General features: G+C 71.8%; 23 protein-coding genes. 10 read left to right on the forward strand and 13 right to left on the reverse strand.

The window, feature by feature from the left end; genetic code table 11:
• Positions 1-53: 53 nt before the first annotated feature.
• Positions 54-1,328, forward strand: a complete 1,275-nt coding sequence (locus tag AC0665_RS26420) for an MFS transporter (protein ID WP_478705910.1) — start codon at positions 54-56, stop codon at positions 1,326-1,328.
• Between the two features lie 115 nt (positions 1,329-1,443).
• Here AC0665_RS26420 and AC0665_RS26425 read toward each other — a convergent pair whose 3' ends face one another.
• From AC0665_RS26425 to AC0665_RS26455, 7 genes are all read right to left on the reverse strand, one after another.
• Complete coding sequence (locus AC0665_RS26425; protein ID WP_478705911.1) at positions 1,444-2,544, reverse strand: calcium:cation antiporter; 1,101 nt, start codon at positions 2,542-2,544, stop codon at positions 1,444-1,446.
• A gap of 72 nt (positions 2,545-2,616) precedes the next feature.
• Positions 2,617-2,919 carry a hypothetical protein gene (locus tag AC0665_RS26430; RefSeq protein ID WP_478607154.1) on the reverse strand — a complete coding sequence of 101 codons (303 nt, stop codon included), beginning with the start codon at positions 2,917-2,919 and terminating at the stop codon, positions 2,617-2,619.
• 130 nt (positions 2,920-3,049) lie between these two features.
• Positions 3,050-4,051 carry a TerC family protein gene (locus tag AC0665_RS26435; protein WP_468637588.1) on the reverse strand — a complete coding sequence of 334 codons (1,002 nt, stop codon included), beginning with the start codon at positions 4,049-4,051 and terminating at the stop codon, positions 3,050-3,052.
• A gap of 222 nt (positions 4,052-4,273) precedes the next feature.
• A complete protein-coding gene (locus tag AC0665_RS26440) occupies positions 4,274-6,295 on the reverse strand; it encodes a TerD family protein (protein ID WP_478705912.1) in 2,022 nt (673 codons plus the stop codon).
• Positions 6,296-6,371: 76 nt separating this feature from the next.
• Positions 6,372-6,950, reverse strand: a complete 579-nt coding sequence (locus tag AC0665_RS26445) for a TerD family protein (protein ID WP_363120203.1) — start codon at positions 6,948-6,950, stop codon at positions 6,372-6,374.
• Positions 6,951-7,089: 139 nt separating this feature from the next.
• Positions 7,090-9,228, reverse strand: a complete 2,139-nt coding sequence (gene uvrB, locus AC0665_RS26450) for an excinuclease ABC subunit UvrB (RefSeq protein WP_366051152.1) — start codon at positions 9,226-9,228, stop codon at positions 7,090-7,092.
• Positions 9,229-9,268: 40 nt separating this feature from the next.
• Complete coding sequence (locus tag AC0665_RS26455) at positions 9,269-10,135, reverse strand: MHYT domain-containing protein (RefSeq protein ID WP_468411074.1); 867 nt, start codon at positions 10,133-10,135, stop codon at positions 9,269-9,271.
• Between the two features lie 289 nt (positions 10,136-10,424).
• On the opposite strand from AC0665_RS26455, the gene AC0665_RS26460 reads away from it, so the two are divergent.
• Together AC0665_RS26460 and AC0665_RS26465 are read left to right on the forward strand one after the other, a co-directional pair.
• On the forward strand, positions 10,425-11,297 hold the full coding sequence (locus AC0665_RS26460) for a glycerophosphodiester phosphodiesterase (protein WP_478607161.1): 873 nt from the start codon (positions 10,425-10,427) through the stop codon (positions 11,295-11,297).
• A gap of 52 nt (positions 11,298-11,349) precedes the next feature.
• The gene (locus AC0665_RS26465) at positions 11,350-11,904 is read left to right on the forward strand and encodes a methylated-DNA--[protein]-cysteine S-methyltransferase (RefSeq protein ID WP_363120199.1); all 555 of its coding nucleotides are present in this window, start codon (positions 11,350-11,352) and stop codon (positions 11,902-11,904) included.
• 16 nt (positions 11,905-11,920) lie between these two features.
• Here AC0665_RS26465 and AC0665_RS26470 read toward each other — a convergent pair whose 3' ends face one another.
• Positions 11,921-12,349 (reverse strand): VOC family protein, encoded by a 429-nt coding sequence (locus AC0665_RS26470; RefSeq protein WP_478607166.1) that lies wholly within the window; start codon positions 12,347-12,349, stop codon positions 11,921-11,923.
• 105 nt (positions 12,350-12,454) lie between these two features.
• Here AC0665_RS26470 and AC0665_RS26475 point away from each other — a divergent pair, with 105 nt between their 5' ends.
• Together AC0665_RS26475 and AC0665_RS26480 are read left to right on the forward strand one after the other, a co-directional pair.
• On the forward strand, positions 12,455-13,363 hold the full coding sequence (locus tag AC0665_RS26475; RefSeq protein WP_478607169.1) for a pseudouridine-5'-phosphate glycosidase: 909 nt from the start codon (positions 12,455-12,457) through the stop codon (positions 13,361-13,363).
• Between the two features lie 97 nt (positions 13,364-13,460).
• Positions 13,461-14,468, forward strand: coding sequence for a carbohydrate kinase family protein (locus tag AC0665_RS26480; RefSeq protein WP_468637726.1), 1,008 nt, complete (start codon positions 13,461-13,463; stop codon positions 14,466-14,468).
• Here the strand turns inward: AC0665_RS26480 and AC0665_RS26485 are convergent.
• Positions 14,404-15,195 (reverse strand): methyltransferase domain-containing protein, encoded by a 792-nt coding sequence (locus AC0665_RS26485; RefSeq protein WP_478607172.1) that lies wholly within the window; start codon positions 15,193-15,195, stop codon positions 14,404-14,406. The genes AC0665_RS26480 and AC0665_RS26485 overlap by 65 nt on opposite strands.
• A gap of 269 nt (positions 15,196-15,464) precedes the next feature.
• Here AC0665_RS26485 and AC0665_RS26490 point away from each other — a divergent pair, with 269 nt between their 5' ends.
• Complete coding sequence (locus tag AC0665_RS26490) at positions 15,465-16,592, forward strand: magnesium and cobalt transport protein CorA (protein ID WP_468411084.1); 1,128 nt, start codon at positions 15,465-15,467, stop codon at positions 16,590-16,592.
• A gap of 115 nt (positions 16,593-16,707) precedes the next feature.
• On the opposite strand, the gene AC0665_RS26495 is transcribed toward AC0665_RS26490, so the two are convergent.
• Together AC0665_RS26495 and AC0665_RS26500 are read right to left on the reverse strand one after the other, a co-directional pair.
• Positions 16,708-17,136 (reverse strand): CBS domain-containing protein, encoded by a 429-nt coding sequence (locus tag AC0665_RS26495; protein ID WP_478509965.1) that lies wholly within the window; start codon positions 17,134-17,136, stop codon positions 16,708-16,710.
• Positions 17,137-17,253: 117 nt separating this feature from the next.
• Positions 17,254-17,895, reverse strand: a complete 642-nt coding sequence (locus tag AC0665_RS26500) for a nucleoside/nucleotide kinase family protein (protein WP_478607175.1) — start codon at positions 17,893-17,895, stop codon at positions 17,254-17,256.
• Between the two features lie 123 nt (positions 17,896-18,018).
• Here AC0665_RS26500 and AC0665_RS26505 point away from each other — a divergent pair, with 123 nt between their 5' ends.
• The 3 genes from AC0665_RS26505 (at position 18,019) to AC0665_RS26515 (ending at position 20,992) form a co-directional block, all read left to right on the forward strand.
• Positions 18,019-18,717, forward strand: a complete 699-nt coding sequence (locus tag AC0665_RS26505; protein WP_468411090.1) for a DUF2293 domain-containing protein — start codon at positions 18,019-18,021, stop codon at positions 18,715-18,717.
• A gap of 182 nt (positions 18,718-18,899) precedes the next feature.
• Positions 18,900-19,379, forward strand: a complete 480-nt coding sequence (locus AC0665_RS26510; RefSeq protein WP_478705913.1) for an anthrone oxygenase family protein — start codon at positions 18,900-18,902, stop codon at positions 19,377-19,379.
• 122 nt (positions 19,380-19,501) lie between these two features.
• On the forward strand, positions 19,502-20,992 hold the full coding sequence (locus AC0665_RS26515; protein ID WP_478607178.1) for a glutamate synthase subunit beta: 1,491 nt from the start codon (positions 19,502-19,504) through the stop codon (positions 20,990-20,992).
• 96 nt (positions 20,993-21,088) lie between these two features.
• Here the strand turns inward: AC0665_RS26515 and AC0665_RS26520 are convergent, their stop codons facing one another.
• Positions 21,089-21,574: a carboxymuconolactone decarboxylase family protein gene (locus tag AC0665_RS26520; protein WP_366051165.1), complete on the reverse strand. Its 486-nt coding sequence runs from the start codon at positions 21,572-21,574 to the stop codon at positions 21,089-21,091.
• 47 nt (positions 21,575-21,621) lie between these two features.
• Here AC0665_RS26520 and pdxR point away from each other — a divergent pair, with 47 nt between their 5' ends.
• The gene (gene pdxR / locus AC0665_RS26525; protein WP_478607181.1) at positions 21,622-23,034 is read left to right on the forward strand and encodes a MocR-like pyridoxine biosynthesis transcription factor PdxR; all 1,413 of its coding nucleotides are present in this window, start codon (positions 21,622-21,624) and stop codon (positions 23,032-23,034) included.
• A 193-nt stretch (positions 23,035-23,227) separates the two neighbouring features.
• Here pdxR and AC0665_RS26530 read toward each other — a convergent pair whose 3' ends face one another.
• Positions 23,228-24,040 (reverse strand): SAM-dependent methyltransferase, encoded by an 813-nt coding sequence (locus AC0665_RS26530; RefSeq protein ID WP_468411098.1) that lies wholly within the window; start codon positions 24,038-24,040, stop codon positions 23,228-23,230.
• Positions 24,041-24,055 lie beyond the last annotated feature (15 nt).

Raw genomic sequence — 24,055 nt, forward strand, 5'->3', positions numbered from 1 at the left:
CGGTGGGTAGTTGACGCGGCATGCACGACGTACGCACCGTAAGGGCACCCTCCATGCCGCGCCTCGCGGCCGCCTCCCTCGCCGGCACCGCCATCGAGTTCTACGACTTCTTCGTCTACGGGACCGCGGCGGCCCTGATCCTGGGGCCGCTGTTCTTCCCGACCTTCTCCCCGGTGGCCGGGACGCTGGCCGCCTTCGCCACCTTCGGGGTGGGCTTCGTGGCCCGGCCGCTCGGATCGGTGCTGTTCGGGCACATCGGGGACCGGCGCGGGCGGCGTCCCGTCCTGGTCGCCTCCCTGCTGCTGACCGGGGCCTCCACGGTCGCGGTCGGCTGCGTGCCGACGTACGAGACGATCGGTGTGGCCGCTCCCCTGCTGCTCCTGGTGCTGCGCTTCCTCCAGGGGCTGGGGCTGGGCGGGGAGTGGGGCGGAGCGGTGCTGCTGGCCGTGGAGCACGCGCCCGCCGAACGGCGCGTCCTGTGGTCAAGCTTCCCGCAGGTGGGGCCCGCGCTGGGGTTCCTGCTCGCCAACGGTGTCGTCCTGGGGCTGTCCTCGGCGCTGACGGAGGCGCAGTTCGCCGCGTGGGGGTGGCGGGTGCCGTTCTGGGCGGCGGGGGTCCTTGCCGTCGCGGGGTTGTGGCTGCGGTCCTCGCTCGCCGAGAGCCCCAGCTTCCTGAAGATCGACGACCACGCGCGCGTGCCCCTCGCCGAGGTCGTCCGCCACCACTGGCGGCTCCTCCTGCTGACCGGCGGAGGGCTCGCGATCGGCTACGCGATCTTCTACGCCGTGACGACCTGGTCCCTCGCCTACGGCACGGAGCGGCTCGGTGTGAGCCGCTCCGTCATGCTGACCTGCATCATGGGCGCGGTGCTGGTGAAGGGCGCGCTCACCCCCCTGATGGCCCTGCTCGGGGACCGGTACGGCCGTCGTCCGCTGTGCCTGATCGGGTGCGCTGCCGCCGCCCTGTGGATGTTCCCGATGGTCGCGCTCCTGGCCACCGGGGCGCCGCTGCCGATGTTCCTGGGTTTCCTCGGGGCGATGCTGGCGTTCATCACGATGTTCGCCGTGATCGCCGCGTATCTGCCGGAGCTGTACGAGCCGCGGGTGCGCTGCACCGGCGCCGCCGTCGGCTACAACCTCGGCGGGGTCGTGGGAGGCGCGCTCACCCCGATCGTGGCGACGGCCCTGGCCGAGCAGGGCGGGCGGGTGCCGTGGGGTGTGGCCGCGTATCTGACGGTGATCGCCCTGTTCAGCCTCGGCTGCTTCGCGATGCTGCCGGAGACGCGTCCGGCACGGGCGGGGGCGACGGCGGAGGCGGCCGCGGGGTGAGCCGGGGGCGGGCCTCGTGGTGGGTAGCGGGTCAAGGGCCCGGTCTCGTCACCGGTCGGTGGTGCCGGTGGTGCGTGGTGGATGCGCGTAAACGCTTGCGTGAGCGTTTGCGCGACTACGGGTTGATCGCCAGCTCCAGGTAGGCCGCGAACAGCACCAGGTGGACGCCGCCCTGAAGCGGTGTGGCCCGGCCGGGCACCACTGTCAGCGAGGCCACCACCACGGTCAGGGCGAGCAGCACCATGTGCGTGGCGCCGAGGCCGAGGACGAGCGGGCCGGAGAGCCAGAGGGAGGCGAGCGCGACGGCGGGGATGGTCAGGCCGATGCTGGCCATGGCCGAGCCGAGGGCGAGGTTCAGACTGGTCTGCACACGGTCGCGGCGGGCGGAGCGCAGCGCGGCGATGGTCTCCGGCAGCAGCACCAGCAGCGCGATGATCACACCGACGACCGCGTGGTGGAGCCCCGCCGCCTCCACTCCGGACTCGATGGTCGGCGAGACGCCTTTGGCCAGACCGACCACGCCGACCAGGGCGAGGCCCAGCAGGGCCAGGCTGACCCGGGCGGTGAGGACGGTCGGCGCCTCGGCGTGCTCCTCGGTGGTGATCACGTCGCCGTGCCGGGTGATCGGCAGGAAGTAGTCCCGGTGCCGCACGGTCTGTGTGGTGACGAACAGGCCGTACAGGATCAGCGAGGACAGCGCCGCGAAGGTCAACTGGACGGTCGAGAACTCTGGTCCGGGCTTGCTCGTGGTGAACGTCGGCAGGACCAGGCTGAGCGTGGCCAGCGTCGCGACGGTGGCGAGCGCGGCGCCGGTGCCCTCCGGGTTGAAGACGGCTGTGCGGTGCCGCAGCGAGGCGACCAGAAGACACAGGCCGACGATGCCGTTGCAGGTGATCATCACGGCCGCGAAGACCGTGTCCCGGGCCAGGGTCGAGCTTTTGTCCCCGCCGTCGGCCATCAGGGTGACGATGAGGGCGACCTCGATGATCGTGACGGCGACGGCGAGCACGAGCGAGCCGAACGGCTCCCCCACGCGATGGGCCACCACTTCCGCGTGGTGCACGGCGGCCAGCACGGCCCCGGCGAGGACCAGGGTCACCAGCGCGACGACCCAGACGGGCAGATCCCGTCCCCAGGTCAGGGCCAGCAGTACGACCGCCAGCAGGGGCACGAGGGTCGTCCACTGAGCCGCGAACCGCATGTGCCGAGCGATCATGCAGCGATCGTCGCAGAGGTGAAGGGGCCCCGCACTCCGGTCGTGCCGAACCCCGCGGGGCCGCCGGTTGGGTTACTTGAGAACACGTGCGTCCAGGACGTCGCAGTTGGTGTACACCCGCTCGCCGAGGCTCAGCTCGTTCAGCCGCTCCGCCAGCCTGGTCGTCTCGGGGTTGTCGCTGTTGCGCATGGCCTCTTCGAACGACTCGAACTCGATCAGCGCGAGATAGCGGTTGGGCTTGTCCCGGTCCTGCAGCAGCGTGCTGTGGGTGGGGCCGCCCTCGCGGTCGGCGTTGCGCTGCCCCGCCTCTTCGAGAATCTGCCGCATCTCGTCCAGGCGCTCGGTCTCGAACTCGATGATTTGCACGAACTTCATGGCACCTCCAGCCGGCCTCGGCGCCCCCGGGCCGGGGAGCGCGCTCAGGAAACAAGCAAGCACCGGGACCGGCGGTCGGCAATTCGCCGGCCACCGGTCCCGGTGCGGGTCGTTCCTCCGCCCGACGCGGTCAGACGTCGATGCTGTCCTTCGCGGTGCCTCCGCTCTTGCCCTGCGCCGCCTCGGCCGCCGCCTGCTTCTTGGACGCGCGCAGGCTGGTGATCGTGGTGATGATCAGGACGGCACAGATCACGCCGAGAGAGACCGGAATGCTGATCTCGGGGACGTGGACGCCCGACTCGTGCAGCGCGTGCAGCACCAGCTTGACGCCGATGAAGCCGAGGATGATCGACAGGCCGTAGCTGAGGTGGACCAGCTTCTTCAGCAGACCGCCGATGAGGAAGTACAGCTGGCGCAGACCCATCAGGGCGAACGCGTTGGCCGTGAAGACGATGTACGGGTCCTGCGTCAGGCCGAAGATCGCGGGGATGGAGTCCAGGGCGAACAGGACGTCGGTGGTGCCGATCGCGAGCATCACGACCAGCATCGGGGTCATGACCCGCTTGCCGTTCTCCTGGATCCACAGCTTGGTGCCGTGGTAGCGGTCCGCCACGCCGAAGCGGCGCTCGGCGGCCTTGAGCAGCTTGTTCTCCTCCCAGTCCTCGTCCTCCTCGTCGGCTCGGGCCTCCTGGATGAGCTTCCAGGCGGTCCAGATGAGGAAGGCGCCGAAGATGTAGAAGACCCAGGAGAAGCTGGCGAGGATCGCCGCGCCGGCGGCGATGAAGATCGCTCGCAGGACCAGGGCGATGAGGACACCGATCAGCAGCACCCGCTGCTGGTACTGCGACGGCACCGCGAACTTCGCCATGATCAGGACGAAGACGAAGAGGTTGTCTACGCTGAGCGATTTCTCGGTGATGAAGCCGGCGAAGAACTCACCTGCGGGCTGCCCACCGGCGAACAGGAGCAGGCCGAACCCGAAGAGGGCGGCCAGCACGATCCAGACGATTGTCCAGATCCCGGCTTCCTTGATCGACACGTCGTGCGGCTTGCGGCCGATGAAGAAGTCGACCGCGATGAGGGCGGCAAGGCCCACGATCGTCAGGACCCATAGGGTCATGGAAACATCCACTGCGCCTCCGGCAGTCGTAACGGCAAATGTCAGCGTCGTCGCTGCCGGAGGTCTCTTCCACCCAAGATGGGCCGACGCCCCGGGATCTGGCCTGATCCGTATTGACGGGTACGCCGCAGCAGTCAGGGAGTACTCCCCTCCGTGCCGTCAACAGTACCCCAATTGCCAAGAACAGGTAAAGCACTTGGCAAAAGAAAGGCCAAATCCGCTGGTCGAAGGGCTTTACATGAACTTGGTGCGGGCGGCCGCGACCTGCGCCAGCACCTGCTGGAGGACCTGGCTGCCGGGCGGCAGGAGCGACGGCTCGTAGGTCCACGCGTGCCCGACCCACGGGTCGGCGAGGTGATCGTCGGCCACCGGCGTCAGTCGCAGCAGTGAACGCCACAGCGGATCGAGCAAAGGCCCGTACCCGGACGACTCCTCCCGGTCGGCCACCATCATCAGATGGACGCCGACGTCGGGACCCTCGTCGGCGAGGTAGCGCAGCTGATTGACGGCCCGGTCGTCGAAACCGTGCGGGAAGTCGTTGACGATCAGGAGCTGCTGGGAGGTGTCGAAGCCGGGCGGCAGGGAGTCGGCGACGCCGCCCCGGAGCGCCATCTGCACCAGGTCGACCCGCTGGGTGAGCCGGCCCAGCACGTCCGCCACCCCGGCGGCGCCGAGCGCGGGAGGGGCCGCGAGCACGCCGGCCCGCACCAGCGGCGCCAGCGGCTGCGCTCCGGAGCCGGCCGGGTCGATGACGTGGACGGTGAACTCGCCCGCCGGGTAGACGGCCAGCAGCCGGGCGGCGTGCGCGACCGCCGTCTCCATGGCCAGACGGCTCATGGCGTGGGAGTCGGTGAACGAACCGTCGGACGCCCCGGCCGGTCCGCTGTCGATCCACAGGCCGCGCTCCAGCGGCAGCCGGACCAGCATCGGGATGCGGATCCCGTCGGCCTCGGGGAGATGGAGGTCGCCCAGGCGCAGGGCCATCGGGATCTCCATCGGCACCCGGTAGGCGTGCCAGACGGGGTTGTCCCAGCGGGCGTAGGCCGGCGGGAGGGCCGGTTCCACGACGTCGGCCTCGGCGGCGAGCTGGGCGAGGTCCCGGTCGAGGGCCTCCCGGGCCTGCGCGACGAGCCGGGCGTGCCGCGCCCTGGCCTCCTCGCGGGCGGCGTCGCCCTGCCCGCCGATCCGGCTGCGCGGGTCGGCCAGGACCTGCTCCAGCTCCTTGTCCATGCGCGACTCGGCGAAATCGACGGCGCTGCGGTAGGCGGCGGTGGTGCGGGCGAGGTCCTCGAACATGCCCCACACCTGGTTGTAGAGCCGCTCCTCCATGGACCAGCCGGTCGCGTCACCCGCGACGGGCTGTGCGGGCTGTCCGGGTGCGGCCGGGGGCGCGGTCGGCGCGGGCGGGGGCGGAGCGGTGTTCTGGCGGCGCGGGTGGCTGTAGTCGATCGGGCCGCCGGCCGTCGGCGCGGACGGCTGGGTGACGGCGTGCGGGTCGGGCGCGCCGCCGGGGTACGACGGCTGCTGCGGGGCGGGTTGCCCAGGGCCGCCGGGCGTCTGCCCGCCGCCGTACGGCGACGTCGGTGGTACGGGGCCCGGCTGGGACGCCGCGCCGCCCTGGTCGGGTCCGAGGGCGGGAGCCGCCGCCTGGCGGGAGCGGTCGCCGTCCGCCGTGCGCGGCGGGGGCGCCTGCACGGAGCGGGCCAGCCCCTGTGCGACCGCCTCGTTGATGCTCCCGGCGAGCTCGTGGGCCTGGGGCAGGCCCTGATCAGTGAGGAGTTCGGCGAGACCGCCCGCGTAGCCCTGGCCGACGGCACGTACCTTCCAGGCGCCCTGCCGGCGGTACAGCTCCAGGGCGACGACGGCCGACTCCGCCTCCAGGCCGGTGATGGTGTAGCTGGCGACCTCGTCGCCGTCGAGACCGGTGACGGCGACGAAGGGGGCCGCCACCGCGCCGAAACGGAGCGGCCCCGTCCCCCCGGCGGGCAGAGCCAGCAGCACACTCACACGGTGGACGGCTTCCGGCACGGCGTCCAGGTCCACCGCGAGACGGTGGTCGGCGGCGGCCTGCCTGGAGACCTCGAGACCCGGCTGGGTGGGTGCGCCCGGGTGGGCCACCCACTCCACGCCGTGGATCCGGCCGTTCTCATCGCCGAGCGCGGCCACGGCCACGATCGGCGTACCGGCCGAGATCCTGATCTCGAGACGGGACTGGGAGAGCGGGTGGTTCTGCCCCCGCACCAGCTCGGCCGTCATCGCCTTCGTCCCCCTGTGTCGTTGTGTGGTGTCGTGTGCCGCCCGCCGGGCCCGCCGGTCCGGGGCACGGGGTGCGTCAGAGCACCGGCAGGATCGCCGGCATCAGGTCCTGGAAGGTGCGGCCGTTGGCGGGGTTGCCGAGGGCCGTCATCGTCCAGCCCGGGCCCGACCGGTGGACCTTGGCCATGATCTGAGCCGTGTACTGGCCGCCGCCGGCGAGCGTGTAGCGGGCGAGCTCCTGGCCGTTGGTCTCGTCGACGAGGCGGCAGAAGGCGTTCTGCACCTCCTGGAAGGTCTGGCCCGTGAAGGAGTTCACGGTGAAGACGATCTGGTCGATGTGGACCGGGACCCGCGCGAGGTCGACGAGGATCGCCTCGTCGTCGCCGCCCTGCCCGACACCGCCGACGAGGTTGTCACCGGTGTGGCGCACCGAGCCGTCGTCGCTCACCAGGTGGCGGAAGAAGACGACGTCGACCGGCTGCTTGTCCGCGAACAGGACGGCGGAGGCGTCGAGGTCGATCTCCCGCGTGCGCGAGCCGAACAGGCCCCGCCGGGGAGCCGCCTGCCAGCCGAGACCCATGCGAACCGCAGTCAGGCTGCCACCGTCGTTCTTCTGCAGACTGATGGCCTGACCCTTGGTCATGTTGACGGTCACGCGCTGATTCCCCTCTCGAACGTCCCCTGTTGCCGCGTGCTCGCGGTTGACCAGAACCCTACGCAGGGGCACTGACAGCGACGTACCCTCGTCCGCACTTTGTGTCGGTCTTGCAACACTGCGCGTACGCGGCACGCTGTCAGGACAGGCCCGCCTCCTTCATCTGGCGCAGTTCCTTCTTCATCTCGGAGACCTCGTCGCGCAGCCGGGCCGCGATCTCGAACTGGAGCTCCGCGGCGGCGGCCCGCATCCGCGCGGTCAGTTCCTCGATCTGCCCGGCCAGTTCGGCCGCGGGGCGATCGGTCGGCACCGTCTCCTTCGCCTTGCCCTTGGCGGCCTTGGCCGTCCCGCCGGCCTTGCCGAGGGAGGGCACGGGCGCCTTGGTGCCGCCGCCGTCCTTCTTGGCCTTGCGGTAGCCCGAGCCGAGCAGCTGTTCGGTGTCGATGTCCTCGCGGGCGATCTGGGCGACGATGTCGTTGATCTTCTTGCGGAGCGGCTGGGGGTCGATGCCGCGCTCGGTGTTGTACGCGACCTGCTTCTCGCGGCGCCGGTTGGTCTCCTCGATGGCCTTCTCCATCGCCGGGGTGATCTTGTCGGCGTACATGTGGACCTGACCGGAGACGTTGCGCGCGGCGCGGCCGATGGTCTGGATCAGGGACGTCCCGGAGCGCAGGAAGCCCTCCTTGTCGGCGTCCAGGATCGCCACCAGGGAGACCTCGGGGAGGTCGAGGCCCTCGCGCAGGAGGTTGATGCCGACCAGCACGTCGTACTCACCGGCGCGCAGCTCACGCAGCAGCTCGACACGGCGCAGGGTGTCGACGTCACTGTGCAGGTAGCGCACCTGGATGCCCAGCTCCAGGAAGTAGTCGGTGAGGTCCTCGGCCATCTTCTTGGTGAGCGTGGTGACCAGGACGCGCTCGTCCTTCTCGGTGCGCTGCCGGATCTCGTGCACCAGGTCGTCGATCTGGCCCTCGGTGGGCTTGACGACGACCTCCGGGTCGATGAGGCCGGTGGGGCGGATGATCTGCTCGACGAAGCCGTCCGAGCGGGACATCTCGTAGGTGCCGGGGGTGGCCGACAGATAGACCGTCTGGCCGATGCGCTCCTGGAACTCCTCCCACTTCAGGGGGCGGTTGTCCAGGGCGGAGGGCAGCCGGAAGCCGTGGTCGACGAGGGTGCGCTTGCGTGAGGCGTCGCCCTCGTACATGGCGCCGATCTGCGGGACGGTGACGTGCGACTCGTCGATGACGAGCAGGAAGTCGTCCGGGAAGTAGTCCAGCAGGGTGTTGGGCGGGGAGCCGGGCGAGCGGCCGTCGAAGTGCATCGAGTAGTTCTCCACGCCGGAGCAGCTGCCGATCTGGCGCAGCATCTCGATGTCGTAGGTGGTGCGCATCCGCAGGCGCTGGGCCTCCAGCAGCTTGCCCTGCTTCTCCAGCTCCGTCAGGCGCTCGGCCAGCTCCTTCTCGATGTCGTTGACGGCCCGCTCCAGGCGCTCGGGCCCTGCGACGTAGTGGGAGGCCGGGAAGACGTAGAGGTGCTCGTCGTCGCTGATGATCTCGCCGGTGAGCGGGTGCAGGGTGGACAGCGCCTCGATCTCGTCGCCGAACATCTCGATGCGGACGGCCAGCTCCTCGTAGACCGGGAAGATCTCGATGGTGTCACCGCGGACGCGGAAGGTGCCGCGGGTGAAGGCCATGTCGTTGCGCGTGTACTGGATGTCCACGAAGCGGCGCAGCAGCTCGTCGCGGTCGATCTCCTCGCCGACGCGCAGGGGGACCATGCGGTCCACGTACTCCTGCGGGGTGCCGAGGCCGTAGATGCAGGAGACCGAGGCGACCACGACGACGTCGCGGCGGGTGAGCAGCGAGTTGGTCGCGGAGTGGCGCAGGCGCTCGACCTCCTCGTTGATCGAGGAGTCCTTCTCGATGTAGGTGTCCGACTGCGGGACGTAGGCCTCGGGCTGGTAGTAGTCGTAGTACGAGACGAAGTACTCGACGGCGTTGTTCGGGAGGAGCTCGCGGAACTCGTTCGCCAGCTGGGCGGCGAGCGTCTTGTTCGGCGCCATCACGAGCGTGGGGCGCTGGAGCTTCTCGATCATCCACGCGGTGGTGGCGGACTTGCCGGTGCCGGTCGCGCCGAGCAGCACGACGTCCTTCTCACCGGCCTCGATGCGCCGGGCGAGCTCGGCGATGGCCGTCGGCTGGTCGCCGCTCGGCTGGTAGGGGCTGACGACCTCGAAGGGCGCCACCGTGCGTTCGATCTTTGAAACGGGCCGCATGGCATCCACCGTACGACCCCGCACTGACAACGGGCTCTGATCAGCGGTTCTGCGGGGTGCGGGACTCCCGGTGCTCCGGGGTGCGGTGCGGGCGGAAGCGCAGGCGGTGAGCGGGGTGCCGGAGGTGGGCGTGGGCCGGTATGCCGGGTTTCTGCTCGACGGGGACGACGGTGGGCTTCCCCATGACCATCAGCGGGTCGAACATCACGACGACGCCCGCGAGGAGCAGGAAGGCGAGCGGACCGATCAGCATGGGGGCGAGGAGCGACGCGGGCGACTGCCCCGTGGCGGGTTCGGAACCGCCGTGCACGTGGACGCTGAGGGCGGCCATGCCGGTGTAGTGCATGCCGCTGACGGCGAGCCCCATGACGAGGCTGGCGCCCACGCTCCAGAGGAAGCCCCTGACCTGGCCGGCGGCCCACAGGGCGGCGGTGGCCGCGGCCATCGCGATCGCGACCGAGATGCCGACGGTGACGGTGTTGTACTGCAGCTTCCCGTCCAGACTCATGCTGGCCATGCCGAGGTAGTGCATCGAGGCGATGCCGAGTCCGGTGATGGTGCCGCCGGTGAACAGGGCCGTCCCTCGCGCGCCCCGGTAGCCGACGATGAAGATCCCGATGCCCACCATGATGATCGCGACGGCGAGGCTGGCGTAGGTCATCGCCTTGTCGTAGTGGATCGGGACCCCCCGGACCGTGAACCCCATCATCGCGACGAAGTGCATGGTCCATATGCCGGAGCCGATGGCGGCGGAGCCGAGGGCGAGCCAGCCGGGGCGCCAGGACTGGGCGACGAGCATGGATCTCGTGGTGCAGCGCAGACCCAGGGCACCGCCGAGACAAGCCATGAAGTAGGCCACCAGGGGTGTGACCAGGCCGTAGCTGAAACCGTCGACCGTGCCCTGCATGCGTGGCTGCCCTTCCCGCCTTCGAACGTCCCGGAATGCCGGATGTGCGCCCCCTCCCAGGACCGCACGGGCGGTCAGGGTTGACGCAGAGAGTATGACCCCCACCGGAATGGTCGAACGACTTTCCGGCAAACAAACACGGCCTTGCCGCAGTTGTGCGGTACCAGTGAGCGGAGTTGGGCCGGGTCCGTTCAACGTGTGGCCATCCCGCACCCCCCTCGTGTTGACCCTCTGCTGTCACAGTTGTGCTGTCTGTGATGTCGCCGATCGCTCGTCGCGAGGAGTACGCATGCACGCGCGCGCTGTTGCCGCCTCGACCACCGCACTCCTGGGGACCGCCGCCCTGCTGTTCCCCGCCTCCCCCGCGCAGGCAGCGGGCGGCGGCCCGTCCCCGCTGGTCATCGCGCACCGGGGCGCCTCCGCGTACGCGCCGGAGAACACGCTGGCCGCCGTGGACGCGGCGGCGGAGCTGGGGATCCGCTGGGTGGAGAACGACGTGCAGCGGACCAGGGACGGGGAGCTGGTCGTCATCCACGACGACAACCTGCGCCGCACCACCGACGCCGAGGAGGTCTTCCCCGGCCGGGCCCCCTGGAAGGTGAAGGACTTCACCGCCGCGGAGATCGCCCGCCTCGACGCGGGCAGCTGGTTCGGCCCCGCCTACGCGGGCGCGCGCGTGCCGACGCTGGAGCAGTTCGTGCACCGCCTGGAGCGTCATCACCAGAAGCTCCTCCTGGAGATCAAGAACCCGGAGCTGTATCCGGGCATCGAGCGGCAGACGGTGAAGGTCCTCAGCAACGAGGGCTGGCTCGACCGGCCGCATCGGGCGGGCCGGCTGATCGTGCAGAGCTTCAGCGCGGACAGCGTGCGGACGGTGCACGAGCTGAAGCCCGGTGTGAAGACGGCCCTGCTGGGGACGCCGCCGGTGTCGGACCTGCTCGACTGCGCGGAGTTCGTCGACCTGATCAACCCCTCGTACAGTTCGCTCAGCCCGGCCTACGTGTCATCCGTGCAGGCGTTCGACGGACCGCACGGCAGGCCGATGGGGGTCTTCGCCTGGACGGTCGACGACGCGAGGACGGCCCGGCGGGTCGCCGGGTTCGGGGTCGACGGGATCATCACGAACCGGCCTGACGTGGTGCGCGAGGCCTTGGACGGCTGATCCGGCCCCGGGCCGGGCGGCGTTGTCAGTGGGTGGTCCTACTGTGGAGCGCATGGACAGCCAGGGGCAGGTCGAGCCGCGCGTCGTGTGGGCGGTCGTCGAGAGCCGGATCGGGCCGTTGCTGCTGGCCGCGAGCCGGGACGGCCTGGTCAACGTGGTGTTCCACGCCACGGACGCGGTGCGGGACCGGGCGGTAGAGCGGCTGGCGTCACGGCTGGGCACCGAGCCCGTCGAGGCACCCGGCTCCCCGCTGCTGGCCGAGGCGATACGCCAGGTCGAGGCGTACTTCGCGGGTGAGCGACGCGACTTCGACCTGCCGCTGGACTGGTCGCTGATCTCCGGCTTCAACCGGGAGGTCCTGCGCGAACTGGCCTCGGGCGTCCCGTACGGCCAGGTCGTCGGATACGGCGACCTGGCCGGGCGGGTCGGTCAGCCGGGCGCCGCCCAGGCCGTGGGCATGGCGATGGGCGCCAATCCGCTGCCGGTGGTGGTGCCCTGTCACCGTGTCGTCGAGAGCGGTGGCGGCATCGGCGGTTTCGGGGGCGGCCTGGAGACCAAGCGCAGGCTGCTCGCCCTGGAGGGTGTCCTGCCCGAGCCGCTCTTCTGAGAGCGGGGCCCGGTCGTCAGCCGTAGTGCCGGGCCTCGAAGACGTTGCCGTCCGGGTCGCGGAAGTAGAAGCTGCGGGTGGCCTTGCCCTGGGCTCCGAAGGAGTCGTGGGAGAGGTCCGACATCGGTACGGAGCGTTCTTCGAGGCGGCTGCGCAGGGCGTCGAAGCCGTCGCGGGACAGGGACAGACAGACGTGGTTGACCGGGTGGCCCGCGCTCTCGGCGGAGCCGGGCAGCATCGTCATGCGCTGCGCGTAGGTCAGCGGCATGAGGTCGAGAATGGTCTCGCCGTTGACGCGCACGGACGGGAACGGTGCCTCACCCGCCGCGAACTCCGTCAGCCTGACCGCCTCCATACCGACGGCCTTCTCGTAGAAGTCTGCGGCGGCCAGCGGGTCGCGCACCCAGAGGACGACATGGTCGAGACGTGGCGTGTGATCCGTCATGCACCCCAGGCTCGTGGTGACTCCGGTGGCCCGCAAGGGTTTGGTCCGGCGCGCCGCCCGCCAGAGATGAGGAAGACGACTGACCGACTGGCAGGAGGCGGGCGCGTGGTGCTGGTGGTGTCCGAAGAAGTGCGGGAGGCGATCGACGCGCGTCGGCCCGTCGTGGCTCTGGAGTCCACGATCATCGCCCATGGGCTGCCGCGGCCGCGCAACCTCCAGGTGGCGCTGGAGCTGGAGACGGCCGTACGGCAGGAGGGCGCGGTGCCCGCCACGATCGCCGTACTCGACGGGCGGCCCCACGTCGGCCTGGACAAGGAGCAGCTGGAACGGGTCGCGAACGAGGACGGGATCCGCAAGCTCGGCCACCGCGATCTGCCGCTCGCGCTGGCGTCCGGTGCGAACGGGGCCACCACGGTGTCTGCGACCGCGCTGCTCGCGGCGCTCGCGGGGGTACGGGTCTTCGCCACGGGTGGGCTCGGCGGCGTGCACCGGGAGTGGACGCTGACGCAGGACGAGTCGGCCGACCTGGGGCTGCTGGCGCGTACCCGCGTCACCGTGGTGTGCGCCGGGGTGAAGTCGATCCTGGACGTTCCGGCGACCCTGCAACGGCTGGAGACCCTGGGGGTCGCCGTGGCCGGTTACGGCACCGGCCGGTTCCCCGGCTTCTACCTCTCCGACTCCGGGCATCCGGTGGACTGGACGCTGGAGACGCCGGAGCGGGTGGCGGACGTCATGCGGGCCCAGGACGCACTCGGCGGGCCGGAGTCCGCGCTGATCGTCGCCAACCCGGTCCCCGAGGAGGAGCAGCTCGATCCGGAGCTGCACGCACGCGTGCTCGCGGACGCGCTGCACGCGTGTGAGGAGGAAGGGGTCTCCGGCCAGGCCGTCACACCGTTCCTGCTCGACTACCTGGTACGGCACACGGACGGTGCCTCCCTGAGCGCCAACCTGGCGGCGGTGCGCGGCAACGTACGCCTGGCGGCCCGGATCGCGACGGCCTGGAGCCGGGGGTGACGGTGACCGGCGGCGCGGGGCCCTCGGCGAGCCCGGCAGGGGCGCAGGGGGGCGGAGCGGGGGCTTCGACAGGCGGGACAGGGGCGGTGTGGGTTCCGTGGTGAGCCGCGCCGAGCCGGCGCAGGGCGGCGCGGGGCCGGGGGCCGGGCGGGTGCTGCTGGTCGTCGGGGACGTCATCACCGATGTCGTCGCACGGCACCGCGGGCCGCTCGCGGCCGGTACGGACACGCCCGCCTCCATCCGGACGGTGGCGGGCGGGGCGGGCGCGAACGTGGCCTGCTGGGCGGCCCGCCAGGGGGCGTCGGACGTGCGGCTGCTCGGGCGCGTGGGGGCGGACGCGGCGGCCTGGCACGAGCGTGAGCTGGTCGCCCAGGGCGTGCGTCCGCGGCTGGTGGTCGACCCGCTGGCGCCGACCGGCACGGTGATCTGCATGGTCGACGGGGGCGCGTCGGCGGAGCGGACGTTCCTCACGGACAGCGGAGCGTCGCTGCGGCTTGAACCCGCCGACTGGTCGGACGCGCTGCTGGACGGCGTGGCCCGGCTGCACCTGTCGGGCTATCTCTTGTTCTCCGAGACGAGCCGGGCCCTGGTGAGGGTCGCTGTGGAGGCCGCGCAGGCGCGGGGGGTGCCGGTGAGTCTGGATCCGGCGTCGGCCGGCTTCCTCGCGGAGCTGGGCGCCGAGCGGTTCCTGGCGCTCGTGGAGGGGGTGGACGTCCTGCTGCCCAGCCGGGACGAGGCCCGCCTGCTGACGGGTCGTGCGGACGCGGCCGAGGCGGCGGCGGAGCTGAGCCTGCGCGTGCCGCTGGTCGTCGCCAAACAGGGCCACGAGGGCGCTGTCGTGGCCCGCTCGGGGAAGGTACGCGCCCGGGTCCCGGCCGTGCCGGCGACGCCACGGGACACGACCGGTGCCGGTGACGCCTTCACCGGCGCGTTCCTCGCCGCCCTGCTCGCGGGCGCGGGGCCGGAGGAGGCCGCGGCGAAGGGCTGCCGGGCGGGTGCGCGAGCGGTGGAGACGGTGGGCGGCAGGCCACCACCACCGCCTACTGCTTCCGCCCCCACGCCGAGATCATCGGGGCCGTCGTCAGATCGAGCACACCCGACGTGACGTTCACGAGGTGCCGGTCGATGTCCTGGTCCGTGGCGAGGCCCGCGGTGACGAGCTGGTCGCGGATCTGGCGGATCGTGGCGGACTCCAGGGCCGCGCAGGCCGGCGAGGAGAGGGGGAAGTAGGCGTCTGCGTGGACCCGGGTCAGTCCGGCCTCCCGGAGCAGCCGCGGCAGGGTGCGGCCGCTGGGGAGATCGGCCCCGCGGTCGGCGAGGAGGGTGCGGAAGCCTTGCCGCAGCCGGTTCGCGAGCTGCTGTTCGGGACCGTACTCGTCGGGGCAGAGCAGGGGTTGCAGGGAGGGGTCGGCGTCCTCGACGAGGAGGCGTCCGCCCGGGCGCAGGGACGCGACCATGGACCGCAACGCCCGTTCCCGGTCGGTCACGTGGACAAGGGCGAGGCGGGCGTGCACCAGGTCGAAGCCCTCCCCCGGCGGCTCGTGCGCGCCGAGTTCGTGCCTGCGCACCTCGACGGGCGGCCGGGCGGCGGAGGCGAGCCGCGAGGTGTCGGTGTCGGTCGCCAGGACGCGCCCGGTCGGGCCGACCTTCTTCGCCAGCCAGGACACCACGGTGGTGCCGGCGCCGACCTCCCAGCACCGCCAGCCGGATCCGATCCCGAGCGCTTCGAGATGCCGGAACGTCGTGGGGTCGAAGAGGGTGGCGAAGGCGCTGAAGTGTTCGGCCGCCTCGGGTCGCCGGTGGTCGAGGAGGTACCCGTCGGTTCGCGTCATGCCACGATCATCCCAGTTGTCCGACTTATCCGTACTCGTCGACGCTCCGGCACCGAGAGGCGCGTCGCGAACCGCCGTACGCCAGAACCGCCGGGCACGGGCAGGCGTCGACATGTGGGGGGCATGGCGTCGGCGCGCGGTTCGTCCACAACCGGGAACCAAGCGGAATGGGCCGTATCCACAGGCTTACCCGCAGCTCACGCGGGCCTGGCAGACTGACGCGCCAAGGCGCAGGAACGGCGCGAGGAGTTCCACGCAAGGAGATCCGGATGTCCATGGCAGGGAATCTGCGGAAGGTCACGAGCCTCGGCGGGGTCGGTGGTCTTCGCAAGGTGGCTCGGCTGGCCCGGCGACGCCCCCGCGTCGATCTGAGCCACCCGGCCCGGTCCCCGCTGGGCTCCTCGGTGGTCAACTGCGTGACGTACCGGGACGGCGTGCGCGACCCCGCGCGCGGCGATCTGGTGGACGCCGTGGAGCGGGTGCGCAAGAGCCGCGAAGGCTTCGTGTGGCTCGGTCTGCACGAGCCGACGGACCAGGAGTTCGCGGGCATCGCCGAGCTCTTCGATCTGCACCCGCTGGCCGTCGAGGACGCGATCGAAGCCCATCAGCGCCCCAAGCTGGAGCGGTACGGCGAGACGCTCTTCGCGGTGTTCAAGACGGTCTGCTACGTCGAGCACGAGGAACTCACCGCCACCAGCGAGGTGGTGAACACCGGCGAGATCATGGTGTTCGTCGGCGCGGACTTCGTGATCACGGTGCGGCACGGCAGGCACGGCTCGCTGGGTCCCCTGCGCGAGGAGCTGGAGTCCGATCCCGGCCAGCTCGCCAAGGGCCCGTCGGCGGTGCTGCACGCGCTCGCGGACCACGTGGTGGACGACTACCTGACGGTCACGGACTCGGTGCAGGCGGACATCGACCAGGTCGAGACGGACGTGTTCTCGGAGGCCGGTGCGCGGACCGACCCGGGGCGCATCTACCAGCTCAAGCGTGAACTGCTGGAGCTGAAGCGGGCGGTGGTGCCGCTCAGCCGGCCGCTGGAGGATCTCGCCACCCGGCCGATCCGCGCGGTCGACCCGGAGATACAGGCGTACTTCCGCGACGTCTCGGACCATCTGCTGCGGGCCAAGGAGCAGATCGCGGCCTTCGACGAACTGCTCAACTCCATCCTCCAGGCACACCTCGCGCAGGTCACGGTCGCGCAGAACGAGGACATGCGGAAGATCACGGCATGGGCCGCGATCGTCGCCGTGCCGACGATGGTCTGCGGGGTGTACGGCATGAACTTCGATCACATGCCGGAGCTGCACTGGCGGTACGGCTACGGCATGGTGATCGGCGTGATATCCGTCGCCTGTCTCGCGCTGTACCGGGGCTTCCGGCGCAGCGGCTGGCTGTGATGCGGACTGTGACGCGCGCCGTCGGCGCGTGAGGCCGTGACCCGGGGTCGGTGCACCTGGGGTCGGTGCACCCGGCGTCGGTGCGGCGGAGTCGTGTCCGGGGAGGCGGGCGGGGTCAGTGCGTCGCGGTCGTGGCGTAGACGCTCTGCGCCCAGGAGGCGATCTGGTCCTTCGCGAGGTGCCGGACGAGGTCGGCCTCGCTGATCATGCCGACCAGGCGCTTGTCCTGGATCACCGGCAGGCGGCGGATCCGGTGCTCCCGCATCTCGCGGAGCACCTCGCCGACATCGGCGTCCGCGTCGATCCAGCGGGGTGTGCCCTTGGCCATCTCGCCCGCGGTGACCCGGCCGGGGTCGTGGCCCGTGGCGACGCAGCCGACGACGATGTCGCGGTCGGTGAGGATGCCGCACAGCCGCTCGTTCTCGTCGCTGATGGGCAGGGCGCCGACGTTCAGTTCGCGCATGAGCTGGGCGGCGCGGTCGAGGGTCTCGTGGGCGGGGATCCACTGGACGCCGCGGTGCATGATGTCTCCGGCGGTGGTCATGGAGTGCCTCCCGGTGCCGGACGGCCGGCGCGGCGCCGGACGCACCGCGAGTCCCGGCGCCCTTCATTCTCGCCGCGCCACCGGATGCCCGCACACGGAACCCGCCGCCTCAGTCGCTCAGCCGCTCCAAGCGGGGTGGCGAGGGTCGTCGGCGCGCACGAGGACGTCGGCCGTGCCCACCGGATCCGTCTCCTGCTCGTAGCGCTCGAACGCCGGAAGGGTCCAGTGCCCGGCCTCGGGTGTGCGGCGGCGCAGGGCGCCCGGGGAGAGGAGGACGTGGACGCTCAGATCGAAGGGGAACCAGTGCCGAAGGAGGAAGGGTCCGTGCAGCAACAGCACGCCGCCGGGCGGGAGTCGGACGTAGGGACTGCGGGTCGCGCGGTCGGCGTCCGGGTCCCACAGGTCGGGCAGGACACGGCCGTCACCGCCGGCTTCGAGCGGGCCGAACACCTCACGCCACAGGGCGCCCGTGTCGTACCAGCCGCTGTAGTAGGCCTCGACGTCCTGGTGGCCGTACTCCAGCCGTACGGAGGCCGGGCGCAGAAAGCCCTCCGTCCCCACGACGAGCGACGAGCGCCCGCGGATGCGCAGCGCCTCGGAGATCCGGCCGGCGAGGTCGCCCGGGCGGGCCGCCGGGGCGCCGTCGAGGGCGACACGCAGCCAGGGAGAGCCGTCGGCGGGCTTCAGGCCGAGCAGCCGCTCGGCGAGCAGGTCGCCGAGCCGTTCCCAGGTGATCGCTTCCAGTCGCACACGGCCCATGATGCGTCAGACCGGGAGGGGAGACGTCACGTCCACCGCTGCCGCGCAGGGGCGGTGACCGGATCGCCTGGGTCTGTAGGGGCATGCGTAGTTCGCTCCGCCGTCAGGGGGAATGAACCTCTCATGGTCCCCCGCACGATGCTCCCGCCCTTGACCGGACTCCTCGTCTTCCAGCCCCTCAAGCGGCGTCATTGCGCCGAGTGCCGGCGGGGGCCGCTGCCTGCGCTCGTCCTCGAGGACGGCGCTCCGCGCTGTCTCGACTGTGCCGACCTCGCTCATCTGGTGTTCCTGCCGAGCGGTGACACCGCGCTGACCCGCAGAGCGCGGGAGGAGAGCACGCTGTCGGCGGTGGTCGTGCGGTTCAACCGGCGCAAGGGCCGGTACGAGCGGCAGGGGGTGATGGTCGAGGAGGCGGCGCTGGCGAGGGCGGAGCAGCGGTGTCTCGCGGATGGCGAGGCGAGACGGCGGCGCCGGGTGCGGGACGCGCGGCGGCGGGCGGCTCAGGACGCCCTGTTCGCCCAGGCGTTCGCGGCGGAGATCCTGCGGCTGTTTCCCGGGTGCCCACCCGGTCGGGCACGGGCCATCGCCCTGCACGCCTCGGAGCGGGGCAGCGGGCGGGTGGGCCGCAGCGCGGCGGGGCGTGCGCTGACCGAGGGGGCGGTGACCTCGGCGGTCGTCGCGTCCGTGCGGCATCTGGACACGCCGTACGACCGGCTGCTGATGAGCGGCGTGCCGCGGCACGAGGCACGGCGGCGGATCACGCCGGTGGTGGCGACGGTGCTGAGGGGGTGGACCGAGGCGGGGGTCGGTTCCGCCGGGTGACACGGGAGGCCCTGTGACGCCCGGCCTCGTGCCGTCCCTCGGCATCAGGCCCTTCGACGGGCCGTGGACGTTCGCTTATGGCGCCGCGCCGTTCGGCCATGGTCAGGGTGCCCGTGGGGGAATTCACTGGGATCGAGGAAGGGTGCCGGGCGGGATGCCGGCTCGACGGGCGGGAGAAGGACATGATCGGCGGACCGTACTTCGCGCTGACGGTGCTGGGGGTGCTCGGGACCGGTCTGGTGGCCGGGGTGTTCTGCGGGTTCTCGACCTTCGTGATGCGGGGTCTGGGCATGCTGCCGCCCGCGCAGGGGGTGGCAGCGATGAAGGCGATCAACGTCGCGGCGGTGACGCCGCCCTTCATGGTCGTGTTCCTGGGCACGGCCGTGCTGTGTGCGGTGATCGCCGTGGTGACGTTCGTGCTGTGGCCGCGGGAGGGGGCGGTGGAACTGCTGGTGGGCAGCGCGCTGTACCTGTTCGGATCGTTCGGGCTGACCATGGTCGCGAACGTGCCGCGCAACGACGCGCTGGCGGAGCTGGAGCCGGGCTCACGGGAGGCGGCGGCGTACTGGCCGTCGTATGTGCGGGAGTGGACGCTGTGGAACCACGTGCGCACGGCCGCCTCGGCGGGAGCGGCGCTCGCGTATGTGCTGGCCCTCACCTGACCCCCGCCCGCGCTCGTCCGCCACCGCCGCATGCGGCGACAGGCACCGCCCCGGAGGCGGACGTATCGTGGCGAAAGAGCACGAAGCACGGCCCGTCACACGCGCACGCAAGGAAGACGGCCATGGGCGATCCCAAGGGTTTCATGACCACGCCCCGCCAGGAGTGGCCGCGCAGGCCGGTCGAGGAGCGGGCGCGCGACTGGGACGAGGTGTACGTCCCCGGGGCACTGCTGCCGATCATCGGCGAGCAGGCCGACCGGTGCATGGACTGCGGCATCCCCTTCTGTCACGACGCCTGCCCGCTGGGCAATCTGATCCCCGAGTGGAACGACCTGGTGTCCAGGGACGACTGGCGGGCGGCCGCCGACCGGCTGCACGCGACCAACAACTTCCCGGAGTTCACCGGCCGGTTGTGTCCGGCACCGTGTGAGGCGGGCTGTGTGCTGGCGATCAACCAGCCGGCCGTCACCATCAAGAACGTCGAGTGCGCGATCGCCGACCGGGTCTGGGAGGACGGCTTCGCGCCGCCGAGGCCGCCGGAGCGGTTGTCCGGCCGGACGGTCGCGGTGATCGGTTCGGGACCGACGGGGCTGGCCGCGGCCCAGCAGCTGACCCGGGCCGGGCACACCGTCGCCGTGTACGAGCGGGACGACCGGCTCGGCGGGCTGATGCGGTACGGCATCCCGGCGTTCAAGATGGAGAAGCACCATCTGGAGCGGCGGCTGGAGCAGATGAGGGCCGAGGGGACGAAGTTCCGGACGTCGACGGCGGTCGGGCGGGACATCGGGGCCGACGAGCTGCGGACCCGCTACGACGCGGTGGTGCTGGCGACCGGTGCGACCGCCTGGCGTGAACTCCAAGTGCCCGGGCGTGAACTGACGGGCATTCACCAGGCGATGGAGTACCTGCCGCTGGCGAACCGGGTGTGCGAGGGAGATCTGGAGACGTCCCCCATGTCGGCCGCCGGGAAGCACGTCGTCATCGTCGGGGGCGGTGACACCGGGGCGGACTGCCTGGGCACGGCCGTCCGGGAGGGCGCCGCGTCCGTGACCCAGCTGGACATCTACGCGCTGCCGGACGCGGAGCGCGACGAGGACACCGAGCCGTGGCCGACGTACCCGATGCGGATCTACCGGCTGTCCGCCGCCCATGAAGAGGCCCGTGACCTGCGCACCGCCCCGGTCGCGGACGCGGACGCGCGGCTGTTCGCGGCGTCCACGCTGCGCTTCGACGGTGACGCGCGGGGACATGTGCGCTCACTGCACCTGGTCGAGGTGGACGCGCGCCGCCGCCCGGTGGAAGGCACCGGGCGGCGGCTTCCCGCCGACCTCGTGCTGCTCGCCCTGGGCTTCTCGGGGCCCGACCGGGAGGACGGCCTCGTCGACCAGCTGGGGCTGGAGCTGGATCCCCGCGGGACGATCGCGCGGGACGCCGGTTTCGCCACGAACGTGCCCGGGGTGTTCGCCGCGGGGGACGCGGCCCGGGGGCAGTCGCTCATCGTCTGGGCGATCGCCGAGGGGCGTGCGGTGGCGGCGGCCGTCGACCGTCATCTGACGGGCAGTTCGAGACTGCCGGCGCCGATCGGACCGTACGACCGGCCGATGGCGGTGTAGCGCCCCGCCCCGGCCGCCCTGTCGGCCGAGGACGCCACCGCTCGTCCCGGCCCGGGGACGTCCCCGCTCGTCCAGTCCCCACGGCATCCCAGGGCGTCACCGCTCGTCCGTTCCCGCCACCTTCCGCGTCGCCAGCGCCACCCGGTTCCACGTGTTGATCGTGCAGATCAGGGCGATCACCTGGGCCAGTTCGCCGTCTTCGAACTGTGCGGCGGCCCGCGCCCAGACGTCGTCCGGGACCCCGGCGTCGGCGACGAGGGTCAGTGCGTCCGTGAGGGCGAGGGCCGCCTGTTCCCGCTCGGAGAAGAAGTGGCGGGCCTCGCGCCACACGGCGACCATGTGCAGCCGGTCCTCGCTCTCGCCGGCCTTGCGGGCGTCGTTGGTGTGCATGTGCAGGCAGTACGCGCAGTGGTTGAGGTGCGAGGAGCGGATCTGGATCAGCTCGACGAGCGCCGGGTCGAGGCCCTCGCGGGCGGCGGCGTCGAAGGCGATCAGGCTGCGGAAGGCCTTGGGCGCGGACTTGGCGAACTCCAGCCGGACCGGGGCCGCCTGGGTGTCGTACGTGCTCGTGTGCGTCGTCATGCCCTCGAATCTACGAGGCGGAAAGACCCGCTGTAGGGTGCATTTCCATGGCGACATCGAGGGTCAATTCCGCGGAGGGCATCGGGTCCGATCTGCATCTGGAGCTGACCGGGCCGGGCGGCAGGCGGGCGGCGCTGATCCGGGCCCTGCGGGAGGCCGTGCGCAGCGGACGGCTCGCTCCGGGCACGCGGCTGCCGCCGTACCGCTCGCTCGCCGCGGACCTCGGCGTCGCCCGCAACACGGTGGCGGACGCGTACGCGGAGCTCGTCGCGGAGGGCTGGCTCACCGCGCGGCAGGGCTCGGGCACCCGGGTCGCCGAGCGCGCCGAGCCGCTGCGGCCCGCCGCTCGCGTGCCCAAGAAGGCGCCGCTCCGCGCGCGTGGCCCCCGGCACGATCTGAGACAAGGCACGCCGGACGTCTCGGCGTTCCCGCGCACCGCGTGGCTGGCCTCCTACCGGAGGGCTCTCCAGCAGGCCCCCAACGAGGTGTTCGGTCCGGGCGACCCCGCCGGGCGGCTGGAGCTGCGGGAGGCACTCACGGAGTACCTGGCTCGCGCGCGGGGCGTGCGGACCGAGCCGGGCCGGATCGTGATCTGCTCCGGTTTCGCGCACGCGCTGCGGCTGCTGTTCGCGGGTGGCGTCCTGCGCGGGCCGCTCGCGGTGGAGGCGTACGGGCTCGGGTTCCACCGGGAGATCCTGGCCGCGGCCGGGGTGCGCACGGTGCCGCTCCCCCTCGACGAGCACGGGGCGCGGGTGGACCGGCTGGGGCGCGAGCGGGCGGTGCTGCTCACGCCTGCGCACCAGTTCCCGACCGGCGGCCCGCTGCATCCCGAGCGCCGGGCCGCCGTGATCGACTGGGCACGCGCGCGTGACGGGCTGGTCCTGGAGGACGACTACGACGGGGAGTTCCGCTACGACCGCAAGCCGGTCGGTGCCCTCCAGGGGCTCGACCCCGAGCGGGTGATCCACATCGGCTCGGTCAGCAAGAGTCTGTCGCCCGCGGTGCGGCTGGGCTGGATGGTGCTCCCGGAGCGCTATACGGGGGCCGTCCTGGCCACCAAGGGCGAACGCGAGGCGTGGGCGAGCGTCCTGGACCAGCTGAGCCTGGCGGACTTCATCGCCTCCGGGTCGTACGACCGGCAGGTACGGAGGATGCGGCAGCGCTACCGCGGCCGCCGGGACCGGCTGGTCGCCATGCTCGCCGAGCACGCGCCGCACGTCGAGGCCACCGGCGTCGCGGCCGGGCTGCACGCGGTGCTGCGGCTGCCGCCCGGCACGGAGGCGTCCGCGGTCAAGGCCGCGGCCTGGCAGGGCATCGCCCTCGACGGCCTCGCCGCGTTCCGGCACCCGGAGACGGACATGCCCGCGGACGACGGTCTCGTCGTGGGCTACGCGACGCCCTCCGAGCACGCCTACGGGCCGGCCCTGGAGGCGCTGTGCGGTGCGCTGCCGCCACCGTGACCGACCCGAAGCGGAACCCGGAGCCCTCCCGAAGGGCTGCGCCTCACGTCCGACCGACCCAAGCGGAACCCGGAGCCCCCGTAGGGCTCGGCCTTGCCGCCCGACCGCCCCGAAGCGGAACCCAGAAACCCCCTGTAGGGCTGGGCCTCCCCATCCGACGGCCCCGAAGCGGAACCCGGAAGCCCCGGAACGGCTACGCCTTGCGTCCGACCGCCCCGTAGCCCGGGATCACCCCGTCGTCCTGCCCGGGTACCGGCTCACCCAGCTCCGGGTGCCAGCGGTGCGGCACCTCGACGCCGGGTTCGACGAGGTCGAGGCCGTCGAAGAAGCGGGTGAACTCCTCGCGGGAGCGCAGGGCCAGGGTGACTCCGGCGGCACGCAGCTTCTCCGTGGCCGCCTTGGACTCCTCGGGGGTGAAGTCGGCGGTCGCGTGGGTCATCACCAGGTAGCTGCCGGAGGGCAGTTCGGCGACCAGTCGGCGGACCAGGTCGTGGGCGCCGTCCTCGTCGGAGACGAAGTGCAGGAGGGCGACGAGCGACAGCGCGACGGGCCGGGTGAGGTCCAGGACCTTTTTCGCGCCCTCCCAGATGGCATCCGGGTCACGCACGTCGGCCTGGAGGTACTCGGTCACGCCCTCGTCCGTGCCGCGCAGCAGAGCCGCCGCGTGGGCGAGCACGATGGGGTCGTTGTCGCAGTAGACGACCCGGGCGTCGGGGGCGGTCTCCTGGGCGATCTGGTGGAGGTTGGGCTCGGTCGGGATGCCGGTGCCGATGTCAAGGAACTGCCGTACGCCGTTGCCGGCCAGCCAGCGCGTGGTCCGGTGCATGAAGGCACGGTTGACCCGCGCCATCACCGGCACCCTGGGGTCCAGGGCGAGCATCTGCCGGCCCATCTCCTCGTCGACCGGATAGTTGTCCTTGCCGCCGAGATACCAGTCGTACATCCGCGCGGGATGGGGTCGGGTGGTGTCGATCTGGACGGCCGAGGTGGGGTCCTGCCCGGTCATGTGGCACTCCGTAAG

The organism is Streptomyces sp. NPDC043685, from assembly GCF_056436585.1.

Coding starts and splice junctions, on each gene's coding strand:
- AC0665_RS26505 (WP_468411090.1), top strand. CDS start 18,019: ATGGTCCCCCGCACGATGCTCCCGCCCTTGACCGGACTCCTCGTCTTC.
- AC0665_RS26470 (WP_478607166.1), bottom strand. CDS start 12,349: ATGACGGATCACACGCCACGTCTCGACCATGTCGTCCTCTGGGTGCGC.
- AC0665_RS26510 (WP_478705913.1), top strand. CDS start 18,900: ATGATCGGCGGACCGTACTTCGCGCTGACGGTGCTGGGGGTGCTCGGG.
- AC0665_RS26440 (WP_478705912.1), bottom strand. CDS start 6,295: ATGACGGCCGAGCTGGTGCGGGGGCAGAACCACCCGCTCTCCCAGTCC.
- pdxR (WP_478607181.1), top strand. CDS start 21,622: ATGGCGACATCGAGGGTCAATTCCGCGGAGGGCATCGGGTCCGATCTG.
- AC0665_RS26490 (WP_468411084.1), top strand. CDS start 15,465: ATGTCCATGGCAGGGAATCTGCGGAAGGTCACGAGCCTCGGCGGGGTC.
- AC0665_RS26430 (WP_478607154.1), bottom strand. CDS start 2,919: ATGAAGTTCGTGCAAATCATCGAGTTCGAGACCGAGCGCCTGGACGAG.
- AC0665_RS26455 (WP_468411074.1), bottom strand. CDS start 10,135: ATGCAGGGCACGGTCGACGGTTTCAGCTACGGCCTGGTCACACCCCTG.
- AC0665_RS26485 (WP_478607172.1), bottom strand. CDS start 15,195: ATGACGCGAACCGACGGGTACCTCCTCGACCACCGGCGACCCGAGGCG.
- AC0665_RS26515 (WP_478607178.1), top strand. CDS start 19,502: ATGGGCGATCCCAAGGGTTTCATGACCACGCCCCGCCAGGAGTGGCCG.
- AC0665_RS26520 (WP_366051165.1), bottom strand. CDS start 21,574: ATGACGACGCACACGAGCACGTACGACACCCAGGCGGCCCCGGTCCGG.
- AC0665_RS26425 (WP_478705911.1), bottom strand. CDS start 2,544: ATGATCGCTCGGCACATGCGGTTCGCGGCTCAGTGGACGACCCTCGTG.
- AC0665_RS26465 (WP_363120199.1), top strand. CDS start 11,350: ATGGACAGCCAGGGGCAGGTCGAGCCGCGCGTCGTGTGGGCGGTCGTC.
- AC0665_RS26495 (WP_478509965.1), bottom strand. CDS start 17,136: ATGACCACCGCCGGAGACATCATGCACCGCGGCGTCCAGTGGATCCCC.
- uvrB (WP_366051152.1), bottom strand. CDS start 9,228: ATGCGGCCCGTTTCAAAGATCGAACGCACGGTGGCGCCCTTCGAGGTC.
- AC0665_RS26500 (WP_478607175.1), bottom strand. CDS start 17,895: ATGGGCCGTGTGCGACTGGAAGCGATCACCTGGGAACGGCTCGGCGAC.
- AC0665_RS26420 (WP_478705910.1), top strand. CDS start 54: ATGCCGCGCCTCGCGGCCGCCTCCCTCGCCGGCACCGCCATCGAGTTC.
- AC0665_RS26530 (WP_468411098.1), bottom strand. CDS start 24,040: ATGACCGGGCAGGACCCCACCTCGGCCGTCCAGATCGACACCACCCGA.
- AC0665_RS26460 (WP_478607161.1), top strand. CDS start 10,425: ATGCACGCGCGCGCTGTTGCCGCCTCGACCACCGCACTCCTGGGGACC.